The sequence below is a fragment of the Streptomyces sp. WMMB303 genome, assembly GCF_029351045.1.
Taxonomy (GTDB): Bacteria; Actinomycetota; Actinomycetes; order Streptomycetales; family Streptomycetaceae; genus Streptomyces.
The window spans coordinates 1,001,295-1,021,634 of record NZ_JARKIN010000001.1; the positions used below are offsets into that span (position 1 = coordinate 1,001,295).

Consider the following 20,340-nt stretch of genomic DNA (forward strand, 5'->3'; position numbering starts at 1 on the left):
GTCATTTCCCTTCGGACTCGGTGTGTGCGAAGCGGTGCAGTGGGCCCGGCAGCCGGGCGCCGAGCGGGGACATCCCGTCCTCGGCGCCGTGCCGGGCCAGCAGGTCCAGGGCGAGCCGGCCGCGGCGCACCCGCTCGCGCGCCGTGTCCAGCACGGCAGCGCGCAGCTGCCGCCCGGAGGGGTAGACGCCGGGCGCCTTGGCCAGCCCGAACTTCAGATAGAGCGGGGCGCCGCGCCGGATGAGCTCGGCCAGTTCGTACATCCGCACATAGCCGCCGAGGTCGTCGGGAGCCTCGATGTACATGTCCATGGGCGCCGCGCTGACCCGCCGGATCTCGGTGAGGTGGTCGGGCGTCAGATCGCTGGGCACATTCAGCGAGTCGGCACCGAGCCGCTCGTAGACCGCGTACGAGGCGGGATTGACCGGCCCGATCAGCGCGGAGACCTTCAGCGTGGTACCGGCGGGCAGGATGCCGGCGGCGCGGGCCCGGTGCAGCGTCCACAACACCCCCTCGTCGGCGACGAGCAGGCAGCGCACCCCCAGCCCGGTGGCGCGCACCGCGTCCTCCACGCACCCGGCGAGTGCGCTGTGGCCGCGGGCCCGCAGCCCTGCGCCGCCGGAATCGGTACGGGTGGCGGCTCCGGTGTCCCAGGTGCCGCGCGGGCCGGTGAACAGGCACAGCTCGATATCCCGTTCGGCGCACGCCTGGACCATCTCGGTGATCTCGGCGTCGGTGAGCATCCAGATGCCGCTGCCCTGGCTGATGCGGTGCAGCGGCACCTCGAGCCGGGCCGACTCGGCCAGGACGACGGCCAGCGCCTCGGGTCCCTCGCAGGAGGGCACCTCGGTGCGCCAGCGGCCGCCGTCGGGGAAGGCGTGCGGGGAGGTGTCGGCGGGTTCGGGCGGGGAAGGGGGCAGTTCCAGGGCGGTGAGGGCGGGTTCACCCGGCAGCCGGGGTGCGGTGCTGGTGGTCACGGGGCTCCTTCGGTACGGGGCGGGTGGCCGTGCGGGAGTGCGGGCGTCAGGGGCGCAGCAGCACCTTGCCCACCGCGGGATCGCCGTCGGCCACGAGGGCGACGGCCTGCTCGAACTCCGTCACCGGCAGCCGGTGGGTGACCAGCGGCAGCGGATCCAGCAGTCCGCGGGCGAAGGCGCGCACCGCGTGCGCCCAGGCGGCGGGCGGGGCGCCGAAGACGGTGTCCACCCGCAACGCGCCCAGGACGAGGGCGGCGGGGTCGAGTTCCGCAGCGCCGGCGGGCGGGATACCGGTGAGCACCAGCCGTCCGCCGCGCCGCAGCAGCCCGGCCGCCTGCCGGGCGGCACCGGGCACCCCCGCCGCCTCGACCACGGTGTCGTAGCCGCCGAGCCCCGCGGTCTCCCGGTGGTGCCGGTAGCCGGTGGCGCCGAACCCGGCTGCGAGCTCCGCGCGCCCGGGGCGGGCACCGGTCACCAGCAACTCCGCGGGCGAGCCGGCGGCCAGCAGCCGGACCGCGAGCATCCCCAGGGTGCCGTCCCCGACGACGGCCACCCGGTCCCCGGCGCGGACGCGGGCACGCAGCGCGGCGGCCGCTGCGCAGGCGGCGGGTTCCAGGAGGGCCGCCGCGGTCAGATCGGCGTCGTCCGGCAGCGGGTGCAGCAGCCGGGCCGGGAGGGTGAGGGTGGGAGCCATGGCGCCGGGCTCGGTGAAGCCGGTCTCGGCGTACCCGGCGGTGCACAGCGTGGTCTCACCGGTGCGGCAGCGGTCGCACAGCTGGCAGTTGCGGAACCCCTCCCCCACCACCTTGCGGCCCACCAGTTCGCCGGGCACCCCGTCGCCGACCGCCTCGACGGTGCCCGACCACTCGTGACCGGGCGTCACCGGATAGCGCGCGTACGGCGCGGGGCGGTTGCCCTGGTGCAGCTCGCGGTCGCTGCCGCAGATCCCGGCGGCGTGCACGCGGACCTGTGCCTCGCCGGGGCCGGGCGGCCGCGGGGTGTGCGGGACGAGGCGGACGGTGCCGGGGGCCTCCAGGACGACGGCGCGGCCGTCGACGGCTCCGGTGGTCGCGGCGGTCACCGGCCGGCGCCGCTCGGGTCGCGGGTCTCCCAGCCCTCGGCCCACAGGTCGAAGTGGGCGCGCTGCTGGGGGAACTCCGCTGCGGCGTCGGTGTCCAGCTCCACGCCCAGGCCCGGTTCCCGGGAGAGCGGGAAGCAGCCGGTCGCGGGGTCCACCTCGGGCGCGCCCCTGACCACCTTCCTGATCTCGGCGTCGGCGAAGTCGTTGAAGTGTTCCAGCACCTTGAAGTTGGGCGTGGCGAAGCCGACCTGGAGGCTGGCGGCGGTCAGCACCGGGCCGCCGACGTTGTGCGGCGCCACCAGCGTGTAGTGGGTCTCGGCCGTGGCCGCCAGCTTGCGGGTCTCGCCGATGCCGCCGAGGTGTCCGAGGTCGGGCTGGACGATGTCGGCGGCCTGGCTCTCGAACAGCTCCCGGAACTCGATCCGGTCGTGGATGCGTTCGCCCGTCGCCACCGGCATGTCCACCTTGTCCGCGACCTTAGCGAGCGCCTTGAGGTTCTCGGGTGGCACCGGCTCCTCCAGCCACGCGGGCCGGAACGGCGCCATCTCGCGGGCGAGTCGGACGGCGGTGGCGGGCGCGAACCGGCCGTGCATCTCCAGCATGAGTTCCGCCTCGGGGCCGATGGCGTCACGCACCGCCTCGATGAGCGAGACGGCGTACCGCGTCTCGGCGTACGAGAGTTCCAGGTGGCCGGTGCCGAACGGATCGATTTTCAGGGCGCGGTAGCCGCGCGCCATGACGTCCCGGGCCGCCCGGTGGTAGGCGTCGGGTGTGCGTTCGGTGGTGTACCAGCCGTTGGCGTACGCGGGGACGGCCTCGGTGAGGTTCCCGCCCAGCAGTTGCCACACGGGCACGCCGAGTGCCTTGCCCTTGATGTCCCAGCAGGCGGTCTCCACGCAGGCGATGCCGGACATCACGATCTCGCCGGCGCGCCCGTAGTCCCCGTATTTCATCCGCCGGACCAGGTCCTCCGTGCGGAAGGGGTCGGAGCCGGCGATGTGGTTGACCTCGGCCTCCCGCAGATAGCCGAGCAGGGCTTCGGTACGGCCCAGCATCCGGGTCTCGCCGACCCCGGTGAGTCCTTCGTCGGTGTGGACCTGGACATAGGTCAGGTTCCGCCAAGGCGTCCCGACCACGTGGGTACTGATACCGGTGATGCGCACGAGAGCCGCTCCTGAGGTCGTCCGCCATGTTCGAGATTTCGACACATGTTCGAAATAGCGATGTGACACTAAGGAGGGCTCAGAGGGGTGTCAATGGCCGGAACGAGCCTTTCTGCGCGATCTGCTGAGCGGGCGTGATCGGCTCTGTTTTTTGCTGTGCGGAGTCCCCCGTGCGCGCGGTCAGGGGCGCGGGGTGGCGCGGGGTGAGGGTCAGGGACGCGGGGTGATACTGCTGTGCACCCGGTAGCGCGGCGGATCCTGCCCAGCGCGCGGCGGACACAGCCGGACGGCGACCGGCCCCGCGAAGCTGAAGCGCCGCTCGGCGGCGTGCCGCCGCACCTCGGACGCGAGCCGCTCACCGACCGGTTCTGCCTGGCCGGCCAGCCGCGCGTAGCTCTCGGAGGGCAGTTCCAGCTCGAAGACGTTGGGCACCACCGTGCGGCCCCGGCCCACGATGACCGCCTTCGCCTCGCACTCGCGGCGCAGCACCTCCAGCACCTCGACCTGCTCCTCGGCGCCGCGCACGAACAGCCGCCACAAGGAGTCGGAGAAGCGCTCCATTCTGCTCTCGACTTCACGGAAGAACGTCATCGCTGCCCGATTCCCTCTTCGCGCCCGAGCATGTTCCCCCGATCAGGTGGCCCGGGGCAGCTTGAAAGGAACGCGCGTGCGAGCCGGGCGGCATCCGGCGGCGCGCCGGTCCCCGCGACCCGTCCGGGATGCACCGCGCCGTCCGCTTCCGCCTCGCCGCGGGGCCGGCCCCGGCGCCGCGCAATCAGGCGGACAGACCGGCGGCCCGCCCCATCCCGCGGGATCGGACGGGCCGCCCCCTGTTCCGGACGAGCGCGACGCGCTCGGAACCGGGCCGACCCGGGCCGGGCCGGGCCGGGCGGCTCAGCCGCGGCGCGACTCGGTGTGCAGACCGAGCGCCTGGGCCAGCTCCTGCACGTTGGTGAAGCGGGCGTCGGCGGGAAGCCCCGCGGCCATGTCCACAAGCCGGTCCGGGGCGTGCTCGGCACGCAGCGCGTCCAGCACCTCCGCGCGCCCGGTCGGGTACAGGTGCCGTCCCAGGTACTGGGCGATCTCCGAGCGCAGCTCGACATCGCGGGGCGTCATCCCGGCAGGGGTGCCGCCGGTCCGCAGGGCCTGCGGGTCCCGGAAGGGCTCGGGCTGGTCCTCGCCCGAGGGCTCCATCTCCCGCCCTTCCTCGCGGTTGGAACGCAGGTCGCCGTGGAGCCGCTTCTTGGCCTCGTCGTCCTGGATCGGTCCGTTCTTGTCGTTCTCCTGCATGGTGTGCTCCTTACACGCTGAGCAGACAGAAGGAGGCTCCCTTGGGATCACGGAGCGTCGCGGTCCGCCCCAGGGGGCCGACCCGGGGCGGGGTGGCGACGGCGCCGCCTTCCCGTTCCGCGGCACTCAGCGCCGCGTCCAGGTCGGGTACCCGGAAGTACGGCTCCCATCGCGCCCGGATACCCGGATCCGGCGGCGCCTCCGGCGCGCCGCCGCGCAGCCCGGCCACCGCGGCGCCGTCGACCCGCACGACGATTTCGTCGTACTGCTCCTCGTAGGTGACCCCGTGGCTCGGGTCGGCCATCCAGTCGAAGATCTCGCCGTAGAAGACGGCGGCGGCGAAGGCGTCGGAAGTGTGCAACTGAAGCCAGGCGGGCGCGGGACCGGAGCCCACCCACCAGGAGGCGGGCCCGTCGCCCTGCCACAGGCCGAACGGCGCGCCCCACCGGTCGGCCGCGATGACGGCACGGCCGCCTCCGGCGCGCAGCGGGCCGACCGCGACGGTCGCTCCCCGCTCGGCGATGCGTTCGGCGACCACGTCGGCGTCCTCGACCTGGAAGTAGACGGTCCAGCGCTCGGCCTCCGGGCCGGCCCCGGGGCCGAGCTGGTTGATCCCGGCGACCGGCTGACCGGCCACCGTGGCGATCCGCCGGTCGGGGCCCGCGTCCGAGGTGACGAACGTCCAGCTCAGCACCGGTCCGTAGAACTCCTCGGCGGCCCGTTGATCCGGGGTCATCAGACTCACCCAGCAGGGCACTCCGCCGACCGCAGCCATGTGTCCGCCTTCCCGCCGCGTGGGGCATCGGGTGTGCTCCACTCAGGGTACATTCGGCTATGTACCAGGCATAACAGACTCTTCGCCGCAGACGCACCCGCTGCGCCACGTTCCGCGGGAGAGGTCGACCCCCACCTCGGACCCGCCCCCGGGCAGGGTTCCGTACACACCGGTACGTACAGAACCGCGACTCCGCCGCGCCACGCGAAGAGCACGGACGGTGCACCCAGGGGAGGGGGCGGGCCTCCTCGGCATCACGGCAGCGTCAGGATGCGGGGACCCTGGTCGGTGACGGCGACGGTGTGTTCGGCATGGGCGGCCCGGCTGGCGTCGGTGGTCAGCAGCGTCCAGCCGTCGGCGCCGGCGCGGTAGGCGTTCCGCCCACCCGCCATGAACATGGGTTCGATGGCGAGCACCAGACCGTGGCGGAGCGGGAAGCCGCGGCCGGGACGGCCCCTGTTGGGCACACGGGGGTCCTCGTGCATGCTCCGGCCGATGCCGTGGCCGCCGAAGTCGGCGGGCATGCCGCAGCCGGCCTGCCGGGCGACGGTGTCGACCGCGTGCGAGATGTCGCCGAGGCGTCCGCCGGGCTGCGCTGCGGCGATACCGGCGTCCAGGGCCAGCCGGGTGGCGTCGATCAGCTCGCGGTCCGCGGGGCGCGGGGTCCCGACGGTGAAGCTGACGGCCGCGTCCCCGGTCCAGCCGTCGAGCCGGGCACCGCAGTCGAGACTCACCAGATCGCCGTCGCGCAACCGGTAGTCGGTGGGGACGCCGTGCACGACGGCGTCGTTCACGGAGGTGCAGAGCACGGCCGGGAAGGGGGTCGGCGCGAAGGAGGGCCGGTACCCCAGGAACGGGGACTCGGCCCCCGCCTCGGCCAGCACCGCACGGGCCACCTCGTCGAGCTCCCGCAGGGACACCCCGATCCCGGCCGCCTCCCGGGCCGCGGCCAGGGCGCGAGCCACCACCCGCCCGGCCTCCCGCATCGCGTCCAGCGCGGCATCGGTCTTGATCTCCACCATGTACTGCGTCTCCCCGCCTCACCACTACCCAATACTTATACCGGTATTAGTATCACAGTCATGGTGAGGACTCCTTTGACCCCGGAGGAACGGGAACGCGGCGAGCGGTTCGGCCTGCTGCTGCGTCAGGCGCGCGGCAGCAGGAGCATGACGGAGGTGGCCGCCGCCGCGGGCGTCTCCGCGGAGACACTGCGCAAGATCGAGACCGGCAGGGCACCCACCCCGGCCTTCTTCACCATCGCGGCCCTGGCCTCGGCGCTGCACGTGTCCCTGGACGCGCTGGCGGCGGGCTGCGCCCAGGACCCGGAACGGCAGGAGCCGGCGCTCTCGGCCTGACGGCAGGCATCGAGGCGCTCGGCCGCGCCAGGGAGAGCACCGTCCACGCGGGCGACAGCGGCGACAGCGGCGACAGCGGCGACAGCGGCGACAGCGGCGACAGCGGCGACAGCGGCGACAGCGGATCGTAAACGAATGGCCCGGGACGGCAAGGGGCCGCGATCATGAACCGACCGCCGCCTCCGTCGAAGGACCACGCCCATGCCTGTGCCCCCGGACCCGACAGTGCTCCACCCGATGCCCGGGCAGCCACGGGTGGTGCTGCTCAAACCGCTCGTGAAGTCCCCGCTGATCGAGGTCGGCGCGTACACCTACTACGACGATCCGGACGATCCGACCGCGTTCGAGACACGCAACGTGCTGTACCACTACGGCCCGGAGAAGCTCGTCATCGGCAAGTTCTGCGCGCTGGGCACCGGCGTGCGGTTCCTGATGAACGGTGCCAACCACCGCGTGGACGGCCCCTCGACCTTCCCCTTCCCCTCCATGGGCGGCGCATGGGCGGAGCACTTCGACCTGCTCACCGGACTGCCCAGCCGGGGCGACACGGTCGTCGGCAACGACGTCTGGTTCGGCCACGGCACGACAGTGCTGCCCGGTGTACGGATCGGACACGGCGCGATCCTCGGCTCCGGCGCGGTGGTCACCAAGGACGTACCCGACTACGGGATCGTGGGCGGCAACCCGGCACGGCTCCTCCGCTCCCGGTACGGCCCGGAGGACGTCGCCCGGCTGCTCGCGGTGGCCTGGTGGGACTGGCCCGCGGAACACCTCACCGACCAGGTGCGGACGGTCATGTCGGGCAGCGTCGCCGAACTGGAGGCCGCAGCCCCGCGGACCTGACGCTCCCGCAGCTCCGGCGCCCCGCCCGGCCCCTCGGCTCCCGGCGGGACGCCGAGGGACGCCGAGGGACGGTACCGGCGGGAAAAGGGAGTGCCCGCGAGCCGGGGCCGGGGCTAAAGTCGCGGGCATGTACTTCTGCACTCAGCTCTACGGCTGACACGGCCGGGGCAACGCCCCGCCGCTCTCCGGCACGCCCCTGTGCGCGCCCCGTCCGGTACTGCCGGGCAGGCCGGCGCCCGGGCCTGCCGTGCCCTGTTCGCCGCAGACCTGAAGTGAGTGATCACCCTTGTCCCGTCGCCGTGCCCATATCGCGATGGTCGGCATCCCCGCCGTCAGCCACGTCCTGCCCAGCCTCGAGGTCATCCGCGAACTGGTGGCCCGCGGCCACCGGGTGACCTACGCCAACGACCCGGCGGTGGCCGACCTGACCGCGGGCACCGGAGCCGAACCCGTCGCCTGCACCTCCACGCTGCCGGTCGCCGACAACAACTGGCCCGAGGATCCCGTCGCCGCGATGGACCTCTTCCTCGACAACGCCGCCCAGGCGCTGCCCCAGTTGCACGCCGCCTACCGCAGCGACCCGGCGGACCTGTACCTGTACGACATCGGCGGCTACGCCGCACGCGCGCTGGCCGAAGCACAGAACCGGCCGCTCATGCAGCTCTCCCCGACCTTCGTGGCCTGGGACGGCTACGAGCAGGAGATCGGGGCGCAGCTGCGGCAGCTGCCGGGCGCGGAAGCGCACCGGGCCAAGTTCGCCCGGTGGCTGGCCGGCTGCGGGGCGACCACCACCGACGTGGACGCCTTCTGCGGCTCGCCCGCGCGGGCCCTGGCCCTGATCACCCGGGCGATGCAGCCGCACGCCGACCGGGTCGATTCCGGCCGGGTGGCCTTCGTCGGGCCCTGCTTCGGCACAGCCGCGTCCGCCGACCGGTGGACCCGCCCGGCGGACGCGGAGAACGTGCTGCTGGTCTCCCTGGGCTCGGCCTACACCCGGCAGCCCGACTTCTACCGGCGATGCCTGGCGGCCTACGGCGAACTGCCCGGGTGGCATGTCGTCCTCCAGATCGGCAAGTACACCGACCCGGGGGAACTCGGCACCGTCCCCGCCAACGTCGAAGTGCGGTCCTGGGTGCCGCAGCGGGCGATCCTGGCGCAGGCGGACGCCTTCGTCACCCACGCCGGGATGGGCGGCTGCGGAGAGGGGCTGCTGGCGGGCGTCCCGATGATCGCCGTGCCGCAGGCCGCCGACCAGTTCATGAACGCCGACCGGCTGGTGGAACTGGGCGTGGCCCGCCGGCTGGACACTCCGGAGGCGACCGCCGAAGCGCTGCGCGCGGCACTGCGCGAACTGGTCACCGACCCGGAGGTCGCCCGCCGTTCCGAGCTGCTGCGCGCTCGGGCCCGGGACGAGGGCGGCACCGCGCGCGCCGCCGATCTCGTCGAGGAGATGCTGGCCTGATCCCGCCTGCGGCGGGGCACCGGGGCGCGCCCGGTGCCCGGCCGCTCCCCGGCTCAGCGCTCCAGCAGGAAGGTGGCGATCTCCCAGGGCCGCAGCCGTACGGCGACGGACTCGTCCTCCACGGACAGTTCTCCCTGCCCGGCCGGGCGGCCGAGCAGATCGCAGCGCCGCGCGGACCGCAGCCCCGGCAGCGCGAGCCGGGCCGGCACCGGGTGCGGGACCTCGGCGACGACGCGGACCTCCAGCCGCCCCTCGCGCTCCCGCACCGCGCTCAGCACCACGCCCTCACCGGCGAGGGTGAGCCCGTGCCCCGCGCCGGGCAGCGGGGTGGCGGCGGTCGCGGTGCCGGGCAGCGCGGTGAAGGGGTGCCGGAAGGACTCGGCGGCGGCGTGCACCCCCGACTCGTGCCACTCCCCCGGGTACGGCAGCACGCCGAAGGTCACCGTCCGCGGTCCCCGGCACTGCGCCTGCGGGGTGGCGAACTCGCCGCCCGCGGGCTCGTCCCGCCACACATGGCGGTTGCGGGACATCATGCCGGTCGGCCGCAGGAGGGTCAGCGCCAGCTCGCCGCCCTCCGCGACCAGTTCGTACTCGGTGGCGTGCTCCAGCAGCACCGCCGCACCGCCCGCCGCGACGAACGCGGCGGCCGGGAAGGTCGGCAGCGGTTCCTCGCCGAAGCCGCCCTCCGCGGTGAGGCCCCGCTCGACCACGGCGAACTGCCCCTCCGCGTGCGAGGTCCCGGCGCGGCGGGGCAGCGGGACATGCAGCCGCACGCGGTGGTCCTCGCTGCGGTTGTCGAAGGAGACGTGCAGCCGCACGAACCGCTCGCCGGCCCGCAGCTCGACCCGGGTGAGCACCGTCGTCGGCTCGGTGGCGGCGGTACGGCCGTCGGCGGCGACGTCACCGGCCGCGGGCCAGGCGTAGCGGCGCTCGATCTCGTACGCGCCGAGCAGCGGGCCCTCCGCGAGGCGGCGGACGGTGACCCCGGTGGGCCGGTCCACCAGCACGTCGTGCCGGGGCGGTGCGTAGTTGTAGGTGTCTCCGAGGTCGCCGCCGTCCACCACCCGTCCCACACCGGTCAGTTCGAGGCCGTCCGCGGTCCGCATGGTGCAGGTGCCGTCCTCGGCGGGCTCCACGGTGAGCAGGCCGTTGGTGAGCGCGCCGTCCGCAGCGCGCACCGGGTGCGCGGGCTCGGGCGCCGCGCCCGGTGCGGCGCGCACCGCCGTGTGGCCCAGCGCCGGTGCCGGGACCGCCGCGACGATCCGCTGCCGGGGCTCGGCCTCGATGACGACCCGCCAGTCGCCCTCCGGCCGCGCGGCGGACAGCGCGTCCCGGACCTCGGCGACGTCGAATCCGGCCTCGCTCCTCCGGGCGACGGTGAAGTGCAGCAGCCGCTCGGCGGGGTCGAGGTGCCAGGAGGTGATCTCCTGCCCGTACAGCTCGTTGCCGTGCACCCGCGCCAGCACGGTGGGCAGCCGGCCGGCCGGAACGGTGTCGTCGGCCAGCAGCGTGGGCGCGGGGGTCGTCCGCTGAGCGGGGAGGACGGTGCCGTCCGCGGTGGCCAGGTGCACGGGTCCGTCGCCCGCCACCTCCAGCTCCACCAGGTCGGTGCGGAGGGCGGGCGTCGGGTTGCACAGCAGGTGCGCGTCGTGCGGGACCTGCGCGGCCAGCCGCTTGCCGACCATGTCCCGTACGGCCAGGCCCAGTTGTTCGGCCTCCGCGATGCGTGCCGCGACCTGCTGCGCGGTCTCGTCGCAGCCGCAGCCGGTGACGGAGTCGTGGCAGGAGACCTCGATCAGGCGGTGCCAGGCCATCTCCAGGAAACGCTGTGCCGCGTCGTCGAGCCACAGCGCGGCCGACGGCTCGGCGTACCGCTCCACGGCGCGTTCGGCGCGGGCCATGGCCTGCTTGAGCGGGGCGCGCGCGGAGAGGACGCCGGGCAGGATGTTGGCCCGCGCGTGGCTGCGCAGTTCGCCGTGCACGGCCCGCAGTCCCGCCGTGTCGGTGGGCTGTGCCGCGAAGTACTCGGCCAGGGTCGCCAGCCGCAGCCGGGTCCCGCCCTCGGGCGGCTGCCGCCGGTTGTGCCGCTCCAGCAGATCGGCCAGGTCCGCGGCGGGTGCGGTGTGGTCCGAGCCGTACATCGCCAGCATCGGGGAGCCGTCCGGCCGCCAGGCACGGAGCGCCTCGGCGATGGCGCCGGCCCGCTCGGCGACCCGCTCCGGGTCGTCGAACAGACCTGCCGCGCTGCCGTATCCGCCCGCCGCCAGGTACTCGGTGCGGACGGCCGTGCCGTCGGGCGCGGTCCAGGCGAAGACGTGGCTGTCCACGGAGGCCGGGACTCCGCGCCACACGCAGGCGTGTTCGAGTCCGGCTCCGCGCAGGATCTGCGGCATCTGGGCGCAGTGCCCGAACATGTCGGGCAGGTAGCCGACCGGGAGCGAACCGCCCAGCTGCCGACTGCGGCGCAGGCCGAGTTCGAGATTGCGGACGATGTTCTCGCCGGAGCAGAGGAACTCGTCCAGCAGGATCTGCCACGGCCCCACCGCCAGCCGGCCCGCGGCGACCAGCGCCGCCAACTGCTCGCGCCTGTCGGGCCGGACCTCCAGGTAGTCGTCCACCGCGACGGCCTGCCCGTCCAGGGTGAAGCGCTGGCGCGAGTCGTTCCCCATGCGTTCCAGCACCTCGTCCAGCAGCCCGATGAGCTGGAGGCGGAACTGCTGGAAGGGCAGATACCACTCCCGGTCCCAGTGGGTGTGCGGCACGATGACGAGTTCTTCCGTGCCCGGCTGTGTGACGCTCATGCGGTTGCTGCCTCTCCTTCGCAGGGGAGCCGGTGGTGGGCCGCGTACGCCGCGACGGCGCGCTGCGCGGTGATCAGGTCGTCCAGCGCGCCCTCGGCGCCGGTCTGCGGCGGGGTGCCCTCGGTGACCATCGCGTGGAAGGCGGCCAGCTCCTCCTCGAACGCCTCGGCCACCGAACGGTGTTCGGCACGGCGCTCGGTGTGCGGCCCCTCCCCCGGGGCCCTGGAGGTCTCGGTCAGCACGGTGGGCGCGTTCATCAGATACGGGGAAGGGAAGGCCAGTTCCAGGGTGCCGCTCTCGTGGTGGACGGCGAAGGTCTCCCGGTAGGCGGCGTGACCGGGCAGGAAGTGCCAGCGGATCGCGTAGCGGGCGCCGCCGGGCAGCCTTCCGGACAGTTCGACGGAGCCGGGGCCCTCGGCGGAGGCGCCCCACATGGCGGCCAGGTCGACGGTCTCGGGGGCGCCGGCCGCGGTCCGCAGCAGCGACAGGTCGTGGCTGATGGAGCCGATGACGATGTGGTAGAGCGAGCGCATTTCCGGGGTGGCGCCGCTGCCGAGCGCGTCGTCCGTCAGCGCGTCGTCGCGTGCCGTGAGCGCGGCCAGTTCCGCCGCGTCCACGTCGCCGCCGGGTGCGGGCAGCCGGGCGAAGGCGAGCTGGTCGGGTCCGGTGGGGTGCAGGACGCACACCTCGGCTGACCGGACGCGGGAGGGGCCGCCCGTGTCCGCGAGCAGCGCCGCCAGCCTCCGGGTGGCCGGGTCGTACTGCTTCATGTAGCCGACCATCAGCCGCGGGCCGCGCTGCTGGGCGCGTTCGGCATCCCCGATGCGGGCCGCCTCGGCCCGGGTGAAGGCGAGCGGCTTCTCGCACAGGACGGCGTGCCCGGCGCGCAGCGCGGCCTCGGCGGCCGGCCCGTGCGAGCCGGAGGTCAGCAGCATGACGGCGTCGAAGCCGCCGTCGGCGAGCAGCGACTCGGTGCTCGTGTGCCGGTGCTCGGGCGGTACGCCGTACCGGGCGCCGAGCTCCGCGAGGGCGCTCGGGGACAGGTCGCACAGCGCGGTGATCTCGAACAGCTCGCGGCGGCGTTCCAGCAGCGGCAGATGCGCGGTGCGTGCGATGGCCCCGAGCCCCGCGACGGCGATGCGCAGGCGCCGGCCGGCCGGCGTGGCGGTGGCGGGGGTCATGGGTGCGGCCTTTCCTGGAGGAGCGGTTCGGACGGTGTCCCGTGCGGTCCCACGGGGGGCGGATCATGCAGCAGGCGGTGCAGGAGTGCGCGGTTCGCCTTCTGCTGCGCGGCGATGCGGCTCTGGTCCGGGTCCGTCTTCCGGTCCTGGTCCTGGGGAGAGGCGTCCTGCTCGACGACCAGCCAGCCGCCGTAGTCCGCTTCCCGCAGGGCTGCCAGGACGGCGGGGAGGTCGAGGTCGCCCTCGCCCAAAGCGGGGAACCCGCCGGCGGCGACCACCGCCCACAGGTCCCCGCCGGCGCGGCGGACCCGTGCGTGCACGGCGCGGTCCGCGTCCTTGAGGTGCACCTGGCGGATCCGGGGCCCGAACTCGGCCACCGCCGCCACCGGATCGCCGCCGGCCAGCCACCAGTGCCCGGTGTCCAGGCACAGCGAGACATCGGTGCGGGAGAGCAGCCGGCGGGTCTCCTCGGGGGTTTCCACCACGGTCCCCAGATGCGGGTGGAAGACCGGCTCCAGCCCGCGCTCCCGGCACCGGTCAGCGGCCCGCTGGACGTCCGCGGCGAAGTCCTCCCACTCCCGGTCAGGACGGTCCGGACCGTCCGAGGGCAGCCGGCCCGGACCGTAGGGCGGGCCCGGGGCCGCGAAGCGCTCCGGGTCGGCGGGGCAGGCCAGCGTGGGGCGCGGCGCGAAGAGCGCGTCGTCGACCGGGACGGCGGTGAAAGTGTCCAGGGTCCGGTCGAGGGCGCGCAGGTCGGCGGCGAACGCGGCGGGCTCCGCGCCGTAGCGCAGATCGGCCCAGCCGCCCGCCAGGGAGAGGTCGTGCCGGGCGAGGCGGCGGGCCAGCGCCTCGCCTTCTCCGAGGTAGCCGAGCGGGCCGCTGTCGGTTCCCCGGTAGCCGTGGTCGCGGAAGGCGGCCAGCAGGCGGTCCGGCGGGAGCGGGTGGTCGGGGCGGTATATCCCGTACGAGACAGGGGCGTTGGCGATACGGACGCGCATGGATCCCTTTCGTGGCGCCGGGTGGGCGCCCGGACGGTTCAGCTGCACAGGGCCACCACCTCGCAGGTGTGCGTCTCCAGCCGGTGGAGCCCTTCGGCGGCCGGCAGGCGGACGGTGTCGCCGCGCACCACGGTGCGCCGTCCGTCGGGTCGCACGAGCACGGTCCCGTCGGCGTCGAGGGCGAGCAGCTCGTCCCCGTACCGCAGCAGCACGGCGGCGTCGGGGCCGGCCGAGACGGCGGTGCGGCCCGCCACGAGACCGGCCAGGACGTCGCCGTCCGGGCACAGCACCCAGGTGGTCGGCGTGCCGAGCGGACGGCCCTGCTCGGGTCGGTGGAAGTCGCTGCCGCCGAGCGGTGCGACCTCTTCGCGCCAGGCCCGCGCCCAGGCGAGGGGTGCCGAGTGCCGCCGGTCGGTCCAGGTGTGGTGCCAGAGTTCGGCGTGCCGGGGCCGCCGCGCGGCGAAGGGCAGTTCCCAGCCGCAGTCGTCGGCCAGCGGGTGGTTGACGGACAGCACGCCGCCTGCGGTCTCGGCCTGCTCCAGCCACTCTCCGGCGGGGCGGCGGAAGTCGATCCACCCGGTGTCGCCGAAGACGTTGGCGTGCCCGAGGTCGGTGGTGACCTCCTGGCCGGGCAGCAGCCGGATACCCTGCCGGCGGGCGACGGCCGGCAGCCAGGGGTGGTGGCTGACGGTGTTGTGGTCGGTGACGGCGAGGAAGTCCAGGCCCTCGGCGGCCGCGGCGCGGGCCAGCTCGTCCGGGGTGAGGGAGCCGTCGCTGTGCACCGTGTGCGCGTGCAGGTCGCCGGCCAGCCACTCCGCGCCGTCCTGCCGGGGGACGCGGCGCCGCGGGCGGCTGTCCGCTGCCGGGTGCGGGGGCGGGGTGGTGGCCGGCGGCGCGGCGGGCGCACGGGTGCCGAGCCGGGCCCGCACCGTCCAGGGCAGGCCCTGCGGCGGGATGCGGTGCAGCCGCAGCAGCACGTGCCAGGTCCCGGGTTCCAGCGGGCCGGGCAGATAGCCGGGGGTGGCCCACTCGCCGGTGACGGTGAAGGTGTCGCGGGCGCCGCCCGACCAGCCGCGGAACTCTCCGTGCGGGCCGAGGAGTCCCAGGTCGAGCACGCCCGCGGCGCGCGGGTAGGAAAGAGTCACGGTGAGGGCGCCGGTACCGCCGGGCACCTCGACCGGGACGGTGCGGAGGACCTGCTGGGCGCGCTGCTCCATCGTCCAGGCGCCGTGCCGGATCTGTTCGCGTACGGTCATGACAGCGGGGCCGCCGCGGTTCCGGCCTCCGCGCGGGCGGTGAGCAGATCTCCGTCCCGGTACAGCAGCGCCCGGTCCGCGCGCGGCAGGGCCCAGCCCCGGGCGCCGAGGGCCGGCTCGCGCTCCTCGGGGACGACGACCTGGGCACTGGTGCCGTCCTCGAACTCCAGGGTGACCAGCTGGGCGCTGCCGAGGTTCTCCACGACCGAGACGGTGCCGCCCATCGCACCGTCCACCGCGCTGTCGGACCAGCTCAGGTACTCGGGGCGGATACCGTAGACGACCTCCTCGCCCGCCGCTGCCCGCGGGGCGGCCTCGTCGGGCACCGGCAGTTCGCCGCCCGCCACCCGGACCGTCCCCTCCGCGGTGACCCGGCCCGCCAGCAGGTTCATGGGGGTCGATCCGATGAACGAGGCCACGAAGGTGCTGGCGGGGCGGCGGAAGACCTCGGTCGGGGTGCCCACCTGGCGGAGTTGGCCGCCCTCCATCACCGCGAGGCGGTCGGCCATGGCCAGCGCCTCGGCCTGGTCGTGGGTGACGAAGACGGTGGTCACGCCCAGTTCCCGCTGGAGTTTCTTGAGGAACGTGCGGGCCTCCAGGCGCATCCGCGCGTCCAGGTTGGACAGCGGCTCGTCGAAGAGGAAGACCTGCGGATGACAGGCCATGGCGCGGGCGAGCGCGGCCCGCTGCTGCTGGCCGCCGGAGAGCTGGCCCGGCCGGCGCTCCGAGAGATGGCCGAGGCCGAGTTCCTCGGCGGTCCGTCGGGCCTTGGCGGCGCGTTCCGCCCTGCCCACCTTCTTGATCTTCAGCGGGTAGCCGATGTTCTCCTCGACGGTCATGTGCGGGAAGAGGGCGTAGTCCTGGAAGACCATGGCGATGTCCCGGTCGCCCGGCTGCAGCTTTGTGACGTCACGCGCGCCGATCCGGACAGTGCCGCCGCTGGCGGCCTCCAGTCCGGCGATGGTGCGCAGCAGCGTGGACTTGCCGCAGCCGGAGGGGCCCAGGAGGGCGAAGAACTCGCCGTCCCGGACGGTGAGGTCCAGGTCGTGCAGGGCCCGCACGCCACCGGGGTAGACCTTGGCGAGCCGGTCGAGGGTGATGTCTGCCATCAGGCCTTGATCCCTCCGTGGAAGCGGAAGCCGTAGCGGCGGCTGACGAAGAGGAACATCAGCACCACCGGCAGCGAGTAGAGCAGCGAGAAGGTGGAGATCAGCGCGAGGTCGGGCTGGCCGCCCTCGGTGTAGAAGGTGTACATGACCACCGCGGCGGGCGACTTGTCGGGCGAGCGCAGCAGCAGGAACGGGATGAGGAAGTTGCCCCACACCTGGGCGACCGTCCACACCCCGACCGTGGCGAGTCCGGGCCGGACCACGGGCACGACGATGTCCTTCATGACGCGCAGCGAAGAGGCGCCGAAGACCCGCGCGGACTCCTCGTAGGAGCGCGGCGTGGTGTCCATGAAGTCCTTGAGGATGAAGATCGCCGCGGGCAGGAGGCCGCCGGTGAGGACGAGGACGACCCCGAGGTAGGAGTCGACCAGGTCGAGTTCGGCTGCGAGCAGGAAGATCGGCACCATCGCCGCGGTGCCGGTGACGATGGAGGACAGCAGCAGCAGCGCGTACAGCAGCCCGTCCCGGCCGCGGATGTGCACCCGGCTGAGCGCGTAGGCGGCCAGCGCGGAGAGCCCGACGACGAGTACGGCGCTGCCGGCGGCCAGGATCAGCGAACTGGCCAGTGAGTTCACGGCATTGGGGTTGTTCCAGAGCCGCTCGAAGTTGGCGAGGGTGAAGTCGGGCAGCGAGACGGTGATGCCCGGGTGCTTGTCGAAGGGGGCGCTGGCCAGCCACAGCATGGGCAGCGCGAAGAACGCGAGGGTGAGGGCGACCAGGAGGTAGACGCCGACGCCGCGCAGCAGGGCGGCGGCGGGGTTCGCCGGGGTTCTCACGCTGACTCCTCCAGTTCGCTGCCGGGGGCGCCCTCGGCGGGTCGTCCGCGTGCGGTCCGGGTCTTCTTCTTCCGGTTCTTCTGGCCGAGCAGCCGCAGGTAGATCACCGCCACCACCAGGTTGATCAGCAGCATCAGGAAGGAGAGCGCGGCGCCGTAGCCCAGCTCTCCGCTGCCGAGCGCCGTCTTGTAGATGTGCACGGGCAGCGTCTCGGTCTGCCCGTCGGGGCCGCCGGCCGTGATGAGGAACGGGGTGAAGTCGTTGAACGTCCACAGGCTGATCAGCAGCAGGTTCGTCAGGATGTGGCCGCGGATGCGCGGGAAGACGACGTCGCGCAGCTGCTGGAGTCCGCTCGCCCCGGCCAGCCGCGCGGTCTCCAGGTGGGAGGCGGGCACGTTCCCGAGGGCCGCGCTGTAGAGCATCATCGAGAAGGCGCTGCCGCGCCAGATGTTGTAGACGATGATCGACAGCATCGGGTGGTCGAGCAGCCAGGCGGCGCCGGGCGTGCGGAGCAGTTCGTTGAGAGTGCCGCCGTCCCGGTCGAGGAAGGCGATCCACAGGAAGGCGACGACCGAGCTGGGCAGGATCCAGGCGAGCATCACCAGCGCTTCGAGCGTCGTCCTGAGCCAGCCGCTGCGCTCGCGCATCCACCAGGCGAGCGCGAAGCCGAGTCCGGCCTGGCCGATGACGGCGGAGCCGAGGACGAAGAGCAGGGTGAGGCGGAGCGAGTGCAGGAAGCTCTCGTCGCCCAGCGCCTTGGTGATGTTGTCGAATCCCACGAAGCCGGGGTCGATGGCGGGGATTCCGGTCAGCCGGTAGTCGGTGGCGCCCAGGTAGAGCGTCCAGACGGCGGGCAGCACCAGGAACAGGGCGATCAGCACCAGCGCCGGCGCGACGAAGGCGGCGGCCCGGCGGCGGCCGAGTCCGGCCGCGTCCCGCTCCGGCTCCCGTCTCCCCGCTCCCTGCGGGCGGCGGTCGGCCGCCGGAGCGGCCTGTTCAGCCGATGATGTGGTCGCTGCCACCGAGCACCTCCTCCAGATCCTTGCGGTAGGCCTGTGCGACGTGGCCGGGCTCCCGGCCCGCCACCACCCGGGCCGTCGCCTCCTGGAGCGCGAGGGAGACGGCGGTGTAGGCGGCGAGCGGGGGCCGGAAGCTGGTGACGGGCAGTGCCTTCTCGGCGCAGAACCGGAGCATGGGGTCCTTCTTCAGGACCACGTCGTTCACGTCGTCCCGCTCGGTGATCATGGCCGCGTCCCCGAGCCGGGCCCGCAGCGCACGCGCCGAGTGCAGCGCGGTCAGCAGGGCGAACGCCTGGCGAGGGTGGCGGGTGTTCGGGTTGAGCACGTGCACGGCGCCGCCGGAGAGGCTGACGTGGTCCCGGCCGCCGATGCCCTCGTGCCGTGCGCGAGCGGGCACCAGGGCATAGCCGACATCGTTGTCACGCCGCTTCATGGGGGCCGTCCCGGTGCCCGGGGAGATCACGTCCCGCCAGAAGTAGTCGCCCTCGGCGAGGATGCCCAGCCTGCCCTCCGCGAACTGTTCGAAGGACTTGTCCCGGCCCTTGGCCTCCTGCTGGAGCCGCGGATCGCCCAGTCCGTGCCGGTAGACGTCCCGGTAGAAGCCGAGCACGGCCCGCAGCTCCGGGGTGTCGCCGTACCAGCGGTCCCCCTTGGCGACCCGGCCGCCGGCTCCGGTGAGCAGCGGTAGCACACCCTGCATGGTGGTGGCCTCGCCCATCGCGGTACCCGCGTTGATCTGCAGCGGGGTGACACCGTCGAGGCGTTTGAGGGCACGCGCCGCGTCGAGGATGTCCTGCCAACTGGCCGGTTGCCAGTCGACCGGGAGGCCGGCCCTGCGGAAGAGCGGTTTGTGGAAGTAGAGGACCCGCGCGTCGGTGCCCGCGGGTATGCCGTACAGCTTCCCCTCGAAGCGGGCGAGGGAGCGCACCTTCGGGCTGATCTGCCGCCAGCCGGACCAGTCGGCCACGCCGGATCCGGCCACCTCGCGCAGCGGCCTGATGTACTCGGCCTGCGCGAACTCGCCCAGCCAGATGCCGTCCAGCGCCATCACGTCCGGCCCCGCCTGCGCCTTCAGGTCGAGGGCCAGCTTGGTCTTGTACTGCTCGTCGTCCACGCCGCTGGGCTGGAACTCCACGCGCACGTCGACGCCTTCGGCGCGCTGCCGGGCGACGAAGCGGGGTATGACCCAGCGCTCGATCCACTCGGCCTCGTCGGCGTTCTTGCCGCCCGCGACGGCGTTGGTGGCGACGCTGAGCGCTATTGCGCCGTTCCCGCCCTCGCCCCCGCGCGGATCGAGCGGACTCCCGCAGCCTGCGAGTGCCGCCGAGCCGGCTCCGAGGACGGCGGCGGTCAGCGCGGTTCTCCGCGCGACAACTCCCATCCGGGCCCCTCCTTGCGTCCTTGCGCCAGAGATCGTGCCCGGAAGAGTGGCACGGTGCCCGGATGACGTAAAGAGCTGTTGTCCTTACATTTACATCACGGGCACAGCACCGGTCACCGGTGACCACGGGAGCGCGGCTCAGCGCGGGGAACGCCGGGTGGCCCCGGCGGTGATGCGCCAGGCCGCGTACAGAAAGGCGATCAGTGCCACGAAGATGCCGATGACCAGGAGGTAGAACAGCCCCTCGACGATGGAGCCGAAGACCCCCAGCAGGATCGCCACCGCGACCAGGAACAGGAACAGCAGCATCGGGACCTCCCCGTCTCAGCGGCGCGCGAGGCGGCGCTCGCCACCCGCGCCCGGGGTGTACTCGATCTCGTAGTGGGCGAAGACGGAGGACTCGTCCCCGGCCGGCAGCACGTCGTCCGTTCCGATGGACGGGGCGTCCTTGACCTGACTCCTGGGGTACCGGACCTTCAGATACCCCGGCCCCACGGTGGCTCCCGCCAGCGGGACGAAGACGAGCCGGTGCCGGGTGGGCATCCCGACGGTCACGGTGGCGAAGGAGGGCTGGTCGGTGGCCGTGTCCACGTACACCGACTCCAGCGGGCCGATCCTGCTGCCACCCGCGTCCACCACGTCGTGCCCGCGCCACTCCCGGATGTCGTCCGGCTCGAACATCTCTTCCTCCGTCCCGGGGGCCTGCTTCCATGGTGGCACCGGAATCCCCGGCGCTCGCGGCAGCGCGCCGGGAGGCGGCACGCACCCCTGGACCTCGACCACGGACGGTGACCGCGGGTTGCCGCCGCGG

20 protein-coding genes are annotated in these 20,340 nt (G+C 73.7%); 3 read left to right on the top strand and 17 right to left on the bottom strand.

The window, feature by feature from the left end:
- Position 1 precedes the first annotated feature (1 nt).
- The 7 genes from P2424_RS04575 to map all read right to left on the bottom strand — a co-directional run bounded on the left by P2424_RS04575 (position 2) and on the right by map (position 6,307).
- Positions 2-976: a hypothetical protein gene (locus P2424_RS04575; protein ID WP_276474507.1), complete on the bottom strand. Its 975-nt coding sequence runs from the start codon at positions 974-976 to the stop codon at positions 2-4.
- Between the two features lie 46 nt (positions 977-1,022).
- The gene (locus tag P2424_RS04580; RefSeq protein WP_276474508.1) at positions 1,023-2,057 is read right to left on the bottom strand and encodes an alcohol dehydrogenase catalytic domain-containing protein; all 1,035 of its coding nucleotides are present in this window, start codon (positions 2,055-2,057) and stop codon (positions 1,023-1,025) included.
- Positions 2,054-3,220 carry a mandelate racemase/muconate lactonizing enzyme family protein gene (locus P2424_RS04585; RefSeq protein WP_276474509.1) on the bottom strand — a complete coding sequence of 389 codons (1,167 nt, stop codon included), beginning with the start codon at positions 3,218-3,220 and terminating at the stop codon, positions 2,054-2,056. The genes P2424_RS04580 and P2424_RS04585 overlap by 4 nt, the downstream gene beginning before the upstream one ends.
- Positions 3,221-3,430: 210 nt before the next feature.
- Entirely contained in the window at positions 3,431-3,811 is a 381-nt protein-coding gene (locus tag P2424_RS04590; protein ID WP_276474510.1) for a DUF3662 domain-containing protein, read from the bottom strand.
- 303 nt (positions 3,812-4,114) lie between these two features.
- Positions 4,115-4,510 carry a DUF2795 domain-containing protein gene (locus P2424_RS04595; protein ID WP_276474511.1) on the bottom strand — a complete coding sequence of 132 codons (396 nt, stop codon included), beginning with the start codon at positions 4,508-4,510 and terminating at the stop codon, positions 4,115-4,117.
- A 10-nt stretch (positions 4,511-4,520) separates the two neighbouring features.
- Positions 4,521-5,246, bottom strand: a complete 726-nt coding sequence (locus P2424_RS04600; RefSeq protein ID WP_346660065.1) for a VOC family protein — start codon at positions 5,244-5,246, stop codon at positions 4,521-4,523.
- Positions 5,247-5,539: 293 nt separating this feature from the next.
- On the bottom strand, positions 5,540-6,307 hold the full coding sequence (gene map, locus P2424_RS04605; RefSeq protein ID WP_276474513.1) for a type I methionyl aminopeptidase: 768 nt from the start codon (positions 6,305-6,307) through the stop codon (positions 5,540-5,542).
- A gap of 60 nt (positions 6,308-6,367) precedes the next feature.
- Between map and P2424_RS04610 the strand changes: the two genes are divergently transcribed.
- The 3 genes from P2424_RS04610 to P2424_RS04620 all read left to right on the top strand — a co-directional run bounded on the left by P2424_RS04610 (position 6,368) and on the right by P2424_RS04620 (position 8,948).
- Positions 6,368-6,643 carry a helix-turn-helix transcriptional regulator gene (locus P2424_RS04610; RefSeq protein ID WP_276474514.1) on the top strand — a complete coding sequence of 92 codons (276 nt, stop codon included), beginning with the start codon at positions 6,368-6,370 and terminating at the stop codon, positions 6,641-6,643.
- 201 nt (positions 6,644-6,844) lie between these two features.
- Positions 6,845-7,486: a CatB-related O-acetyltransferase gene (locus P2424_RS04615; protein ID WP_276474515.1), complete on the top strand. Its 642-nt coding sequence runs from the start codon at positions 6,845-6,847 to the stop codon at positions 7,484-7,486.
- 286 nt (positions 7,487-7,772) lie between these two features.
- Positions 7,773-8,948: a macrolide family glycosyltransferase gene (locus P2424_RS04620; RefSeq protein ID WP_276474516.1), complete on the top strand. Its 1,176-nt coding sequence runs from the start codon at positions 7,773-7,775 to the stop codon at positions 8,946-8,948.
- Positions 8,949-9,001: 53 nt separating this feature from the next.
- Here P2424_RS04620 and P2424_RS04625 read toward each other — a convergent pair whose 3' ends face one another.
- The 10 genes from P2424_RS04625 to P2424_RS04670 all read right to left on the bottom strand — a co-directional run bounded on the left by P2424_RS04625 (position 9,002) and on the right by P2424_RS04670 (position 20,210).
- Positions 9,002-11,749 (bottom strand): glycoside hydrolase family 38 C-terminal domain-containing protein, encoded by a 2,748-nt coding sequence (locus tag P2424_RS04625; RefSeq protein WP_276474517.1) that lies wholly within the window; start codon positions 11,747-11,749, stop codon positions 9,002-9,004.
- Positions 11,746-12,930, bottom strand: a complete 1,185-nt coding sequence (locus tag P2424_RS04630) for a Gfo/Idh/MocA family oxidoreductase (RefSeq protein ID WP_276474518.1) — start codon at positions 12,928-12,930, stop codon at positions 11,746-11,748. The genes P2424_RS04625 and P2424_RS04630 overlap by 4 nt, the downstream gene beginning before the upstream one ends.
- Positions 12,927-13,928, bottom strand: a complete 1,002-nt coding sequence (locus P2424_RS04635) for a sugar phosphate isomerase/epimerase (protein ID WP_276474519.1) — start codon at positions 13,926-13,928, stop codon at positions 12,927-12,929. Before P2424_RS04635 ends, P2424_RS04630 begins: the two co-directional genes overlap by 4 nt.
- A gap of 38 nt (positions 13,929-13,966) precedes the next feature.
- Positions 13,967-15,184 (bottom strand): CehA/McbA family metallohydrolase, encoded by a 1,218-nt coding sequence (locus P2424_RS04640; RefSeq protein ID WP_276474520.1) that lies wholly within the window; start codon positions 15,182-15,184, stop codon positions 13,967-13,969.
- A complete protein-coding gene (locus P2424_RS04645; protein ID WP_276474521.1) occupies positions 15,181-16,293 on the bottom strand; it encodes an ABC transporter ATP-binding protein in 1,113 nt (370 codons plus the stop codon). The genes P2424_RS04640 and P2424_RS04645 overlap by 4 nt, the downstream gene beginning before the upstream one ends.
- The gene (locus P2424_RS04650; protein WP_276474522.1) at positions 16,293-17,129 is read right to left on the bottom strand and encodes a carbohydrate ABC transporter permease; all 837 of its coding nucleotides are present in this window, start codon (positions 17,127-17,129) and stop codon (positions 16,293-16,295) included. Before P2424_RS04650 ends, P2424_RS04645 begins: the two co-directional genes overlap by 1 nt.
- Positions 17,126-18,151, bottom strand: a complete 1,026-nt coding sequence (locus tag P2424_RS04655; RefSeq protein WP_276474523.1) for a sugar ABC transporter permease — start codon at positions 18,149-18,151, stop codon at positions 17,126-17,128. Before P2424_RS04655 ends, P2424_RS04650 begins: the two co-directional genes overlap by 4 nt.
- On the bottom strand, positions 18,126-19,529 hold the full coding sequence (locus P2424_RS04660) for an extracellular solute-binding protein (protein WP_276474524.1): 1,404 nt from the start codon (positions 19,527-19,529) through the stop codon (positions 18,126-18,128). The genes P2424_RS04655 and P2424_RS04660 overlap by 26 nt, the downstream gene beginning before the upstream one ends.
- 138 nt (positions 19,530-19,667) lie before the next feature.
- On the bottom strand, positions 19,668-19,838 hold the full coding sequence (locus P2424_RS04665) for a hypothetical protein (RefSeq protein ID WP_019355387.1): 171 nt from the start codon (positions 19,836-19,838) through the stop codon (positions 19,668-19,670).
- 15 nt (positions 19,839-19,853) lie between these two features.
- Positions 19,854-20,210: a PRC-barrel domain-containing protein gene (locus P2424_RS04670; protein WP_276474525.1), complete on the bottom strand. Its 357-nt coding sequence runs from the start codon at positions 20,208-20,210 to the stop codon at positions 19,854-19,856.
- Positions 20,211-20,340 lie beyond the last annotated feature (130 nt).

Coding starts and splice junctions, on each gene's coding strand:
- P2424_RS04590 (WP_276474510.1), bottom strand. CDS start 3,811: ATGACGTTCTTCCGTGAAGTCGAGAGCAGAATGGAGCGCTTCTCCGAC.
- P2424_RS04595 (WP_276474511.1), bottom strand. CDS start 4,510: ATGCAGGAGAACGACAAGAACGGACCGATCCAGGACGACGAGGCCAAG.
- P2424_RS04600 (WP_346660065.1), bottom strand. CDS start 5,246: ATGACCCCGGATCAACGGGCCGCCGAGGAGTTCTACGGACCGGTGCTG.
- map (WP_276474513.1), bottom strand. CDS start 6,307: ATGGTGGAGATCAAGACCGATGCCGCGCTGGACGCGATGCGGGAGGCC.
- P2424_RS04610 (WP_276474514.1), top strand. CDS start 6,368: ATGGTGAGGACTCCTTTGACCCCGGAGGAACGGGAACGCGGCGAGCGG.
- P2424_RS04615 (WP_276474515.1), top strand. CDS start 6,845: ATGCCTGTGCCCCCGGACCCGACAGTGCTCCACCCGATGCCCGGGCAG.
- P2424_RS04625 (WP_276474517.1), bottom strand. CDS start 11,749: ATGAGCGTCACACAGCCGGGCACGGAAGAACTCGTCATCGTGCCGCAC.
- P2424_RS04630 (WP_276474518.1), bottom strand. CDS start 12,930: ATGACCCCCGCCACCGCCACGCCGGCCGGCCGGCGCCTGCGCATCGCC.
- P2424_RS04635 (WP_276474519.1), bottom strand. CDS start 13,928: ATGCGCGTCCGTATCGCCAACGCCCCTGTCTCGTACGGGATATACCGC.
- P2424_RS04640 (WP_276474520.1), bottom strand. CDS start 15,184: ATGACCGTACGCGAACAGATCCGGCACGGCGCCTGGACGATGGAGCAG.
- P2424_RS04645 (WP_276474521.1), bottom strand. CDS start 16,293: ATGGCAGACATCACCCTCGACCGGCTCGCCAAGGTCTACCCCGGTGGC.
- P2424_RS04660 (WP_276474524.1), bottom strand. CDS start 19,529: ATGGGAGTTGTCGCGCGGAGAACCGCGCTGACCGCCGCCGTCCTCGGA.
- P2424_RS04665 (WP_019355387.1), bottom strand. CDS start 19,838: ATGCTGCTGTTCCTGTTCCTGGTCGCGGTGGCGATCCTGCTGGGGGTC.
- P2424_RS04670 (WP_276474525.1), bottom strand. CDS start 20,210: ATGTTCGAGCCGGACGACATCCGGGAGTGGCGCGGGCACGACGTGGTG.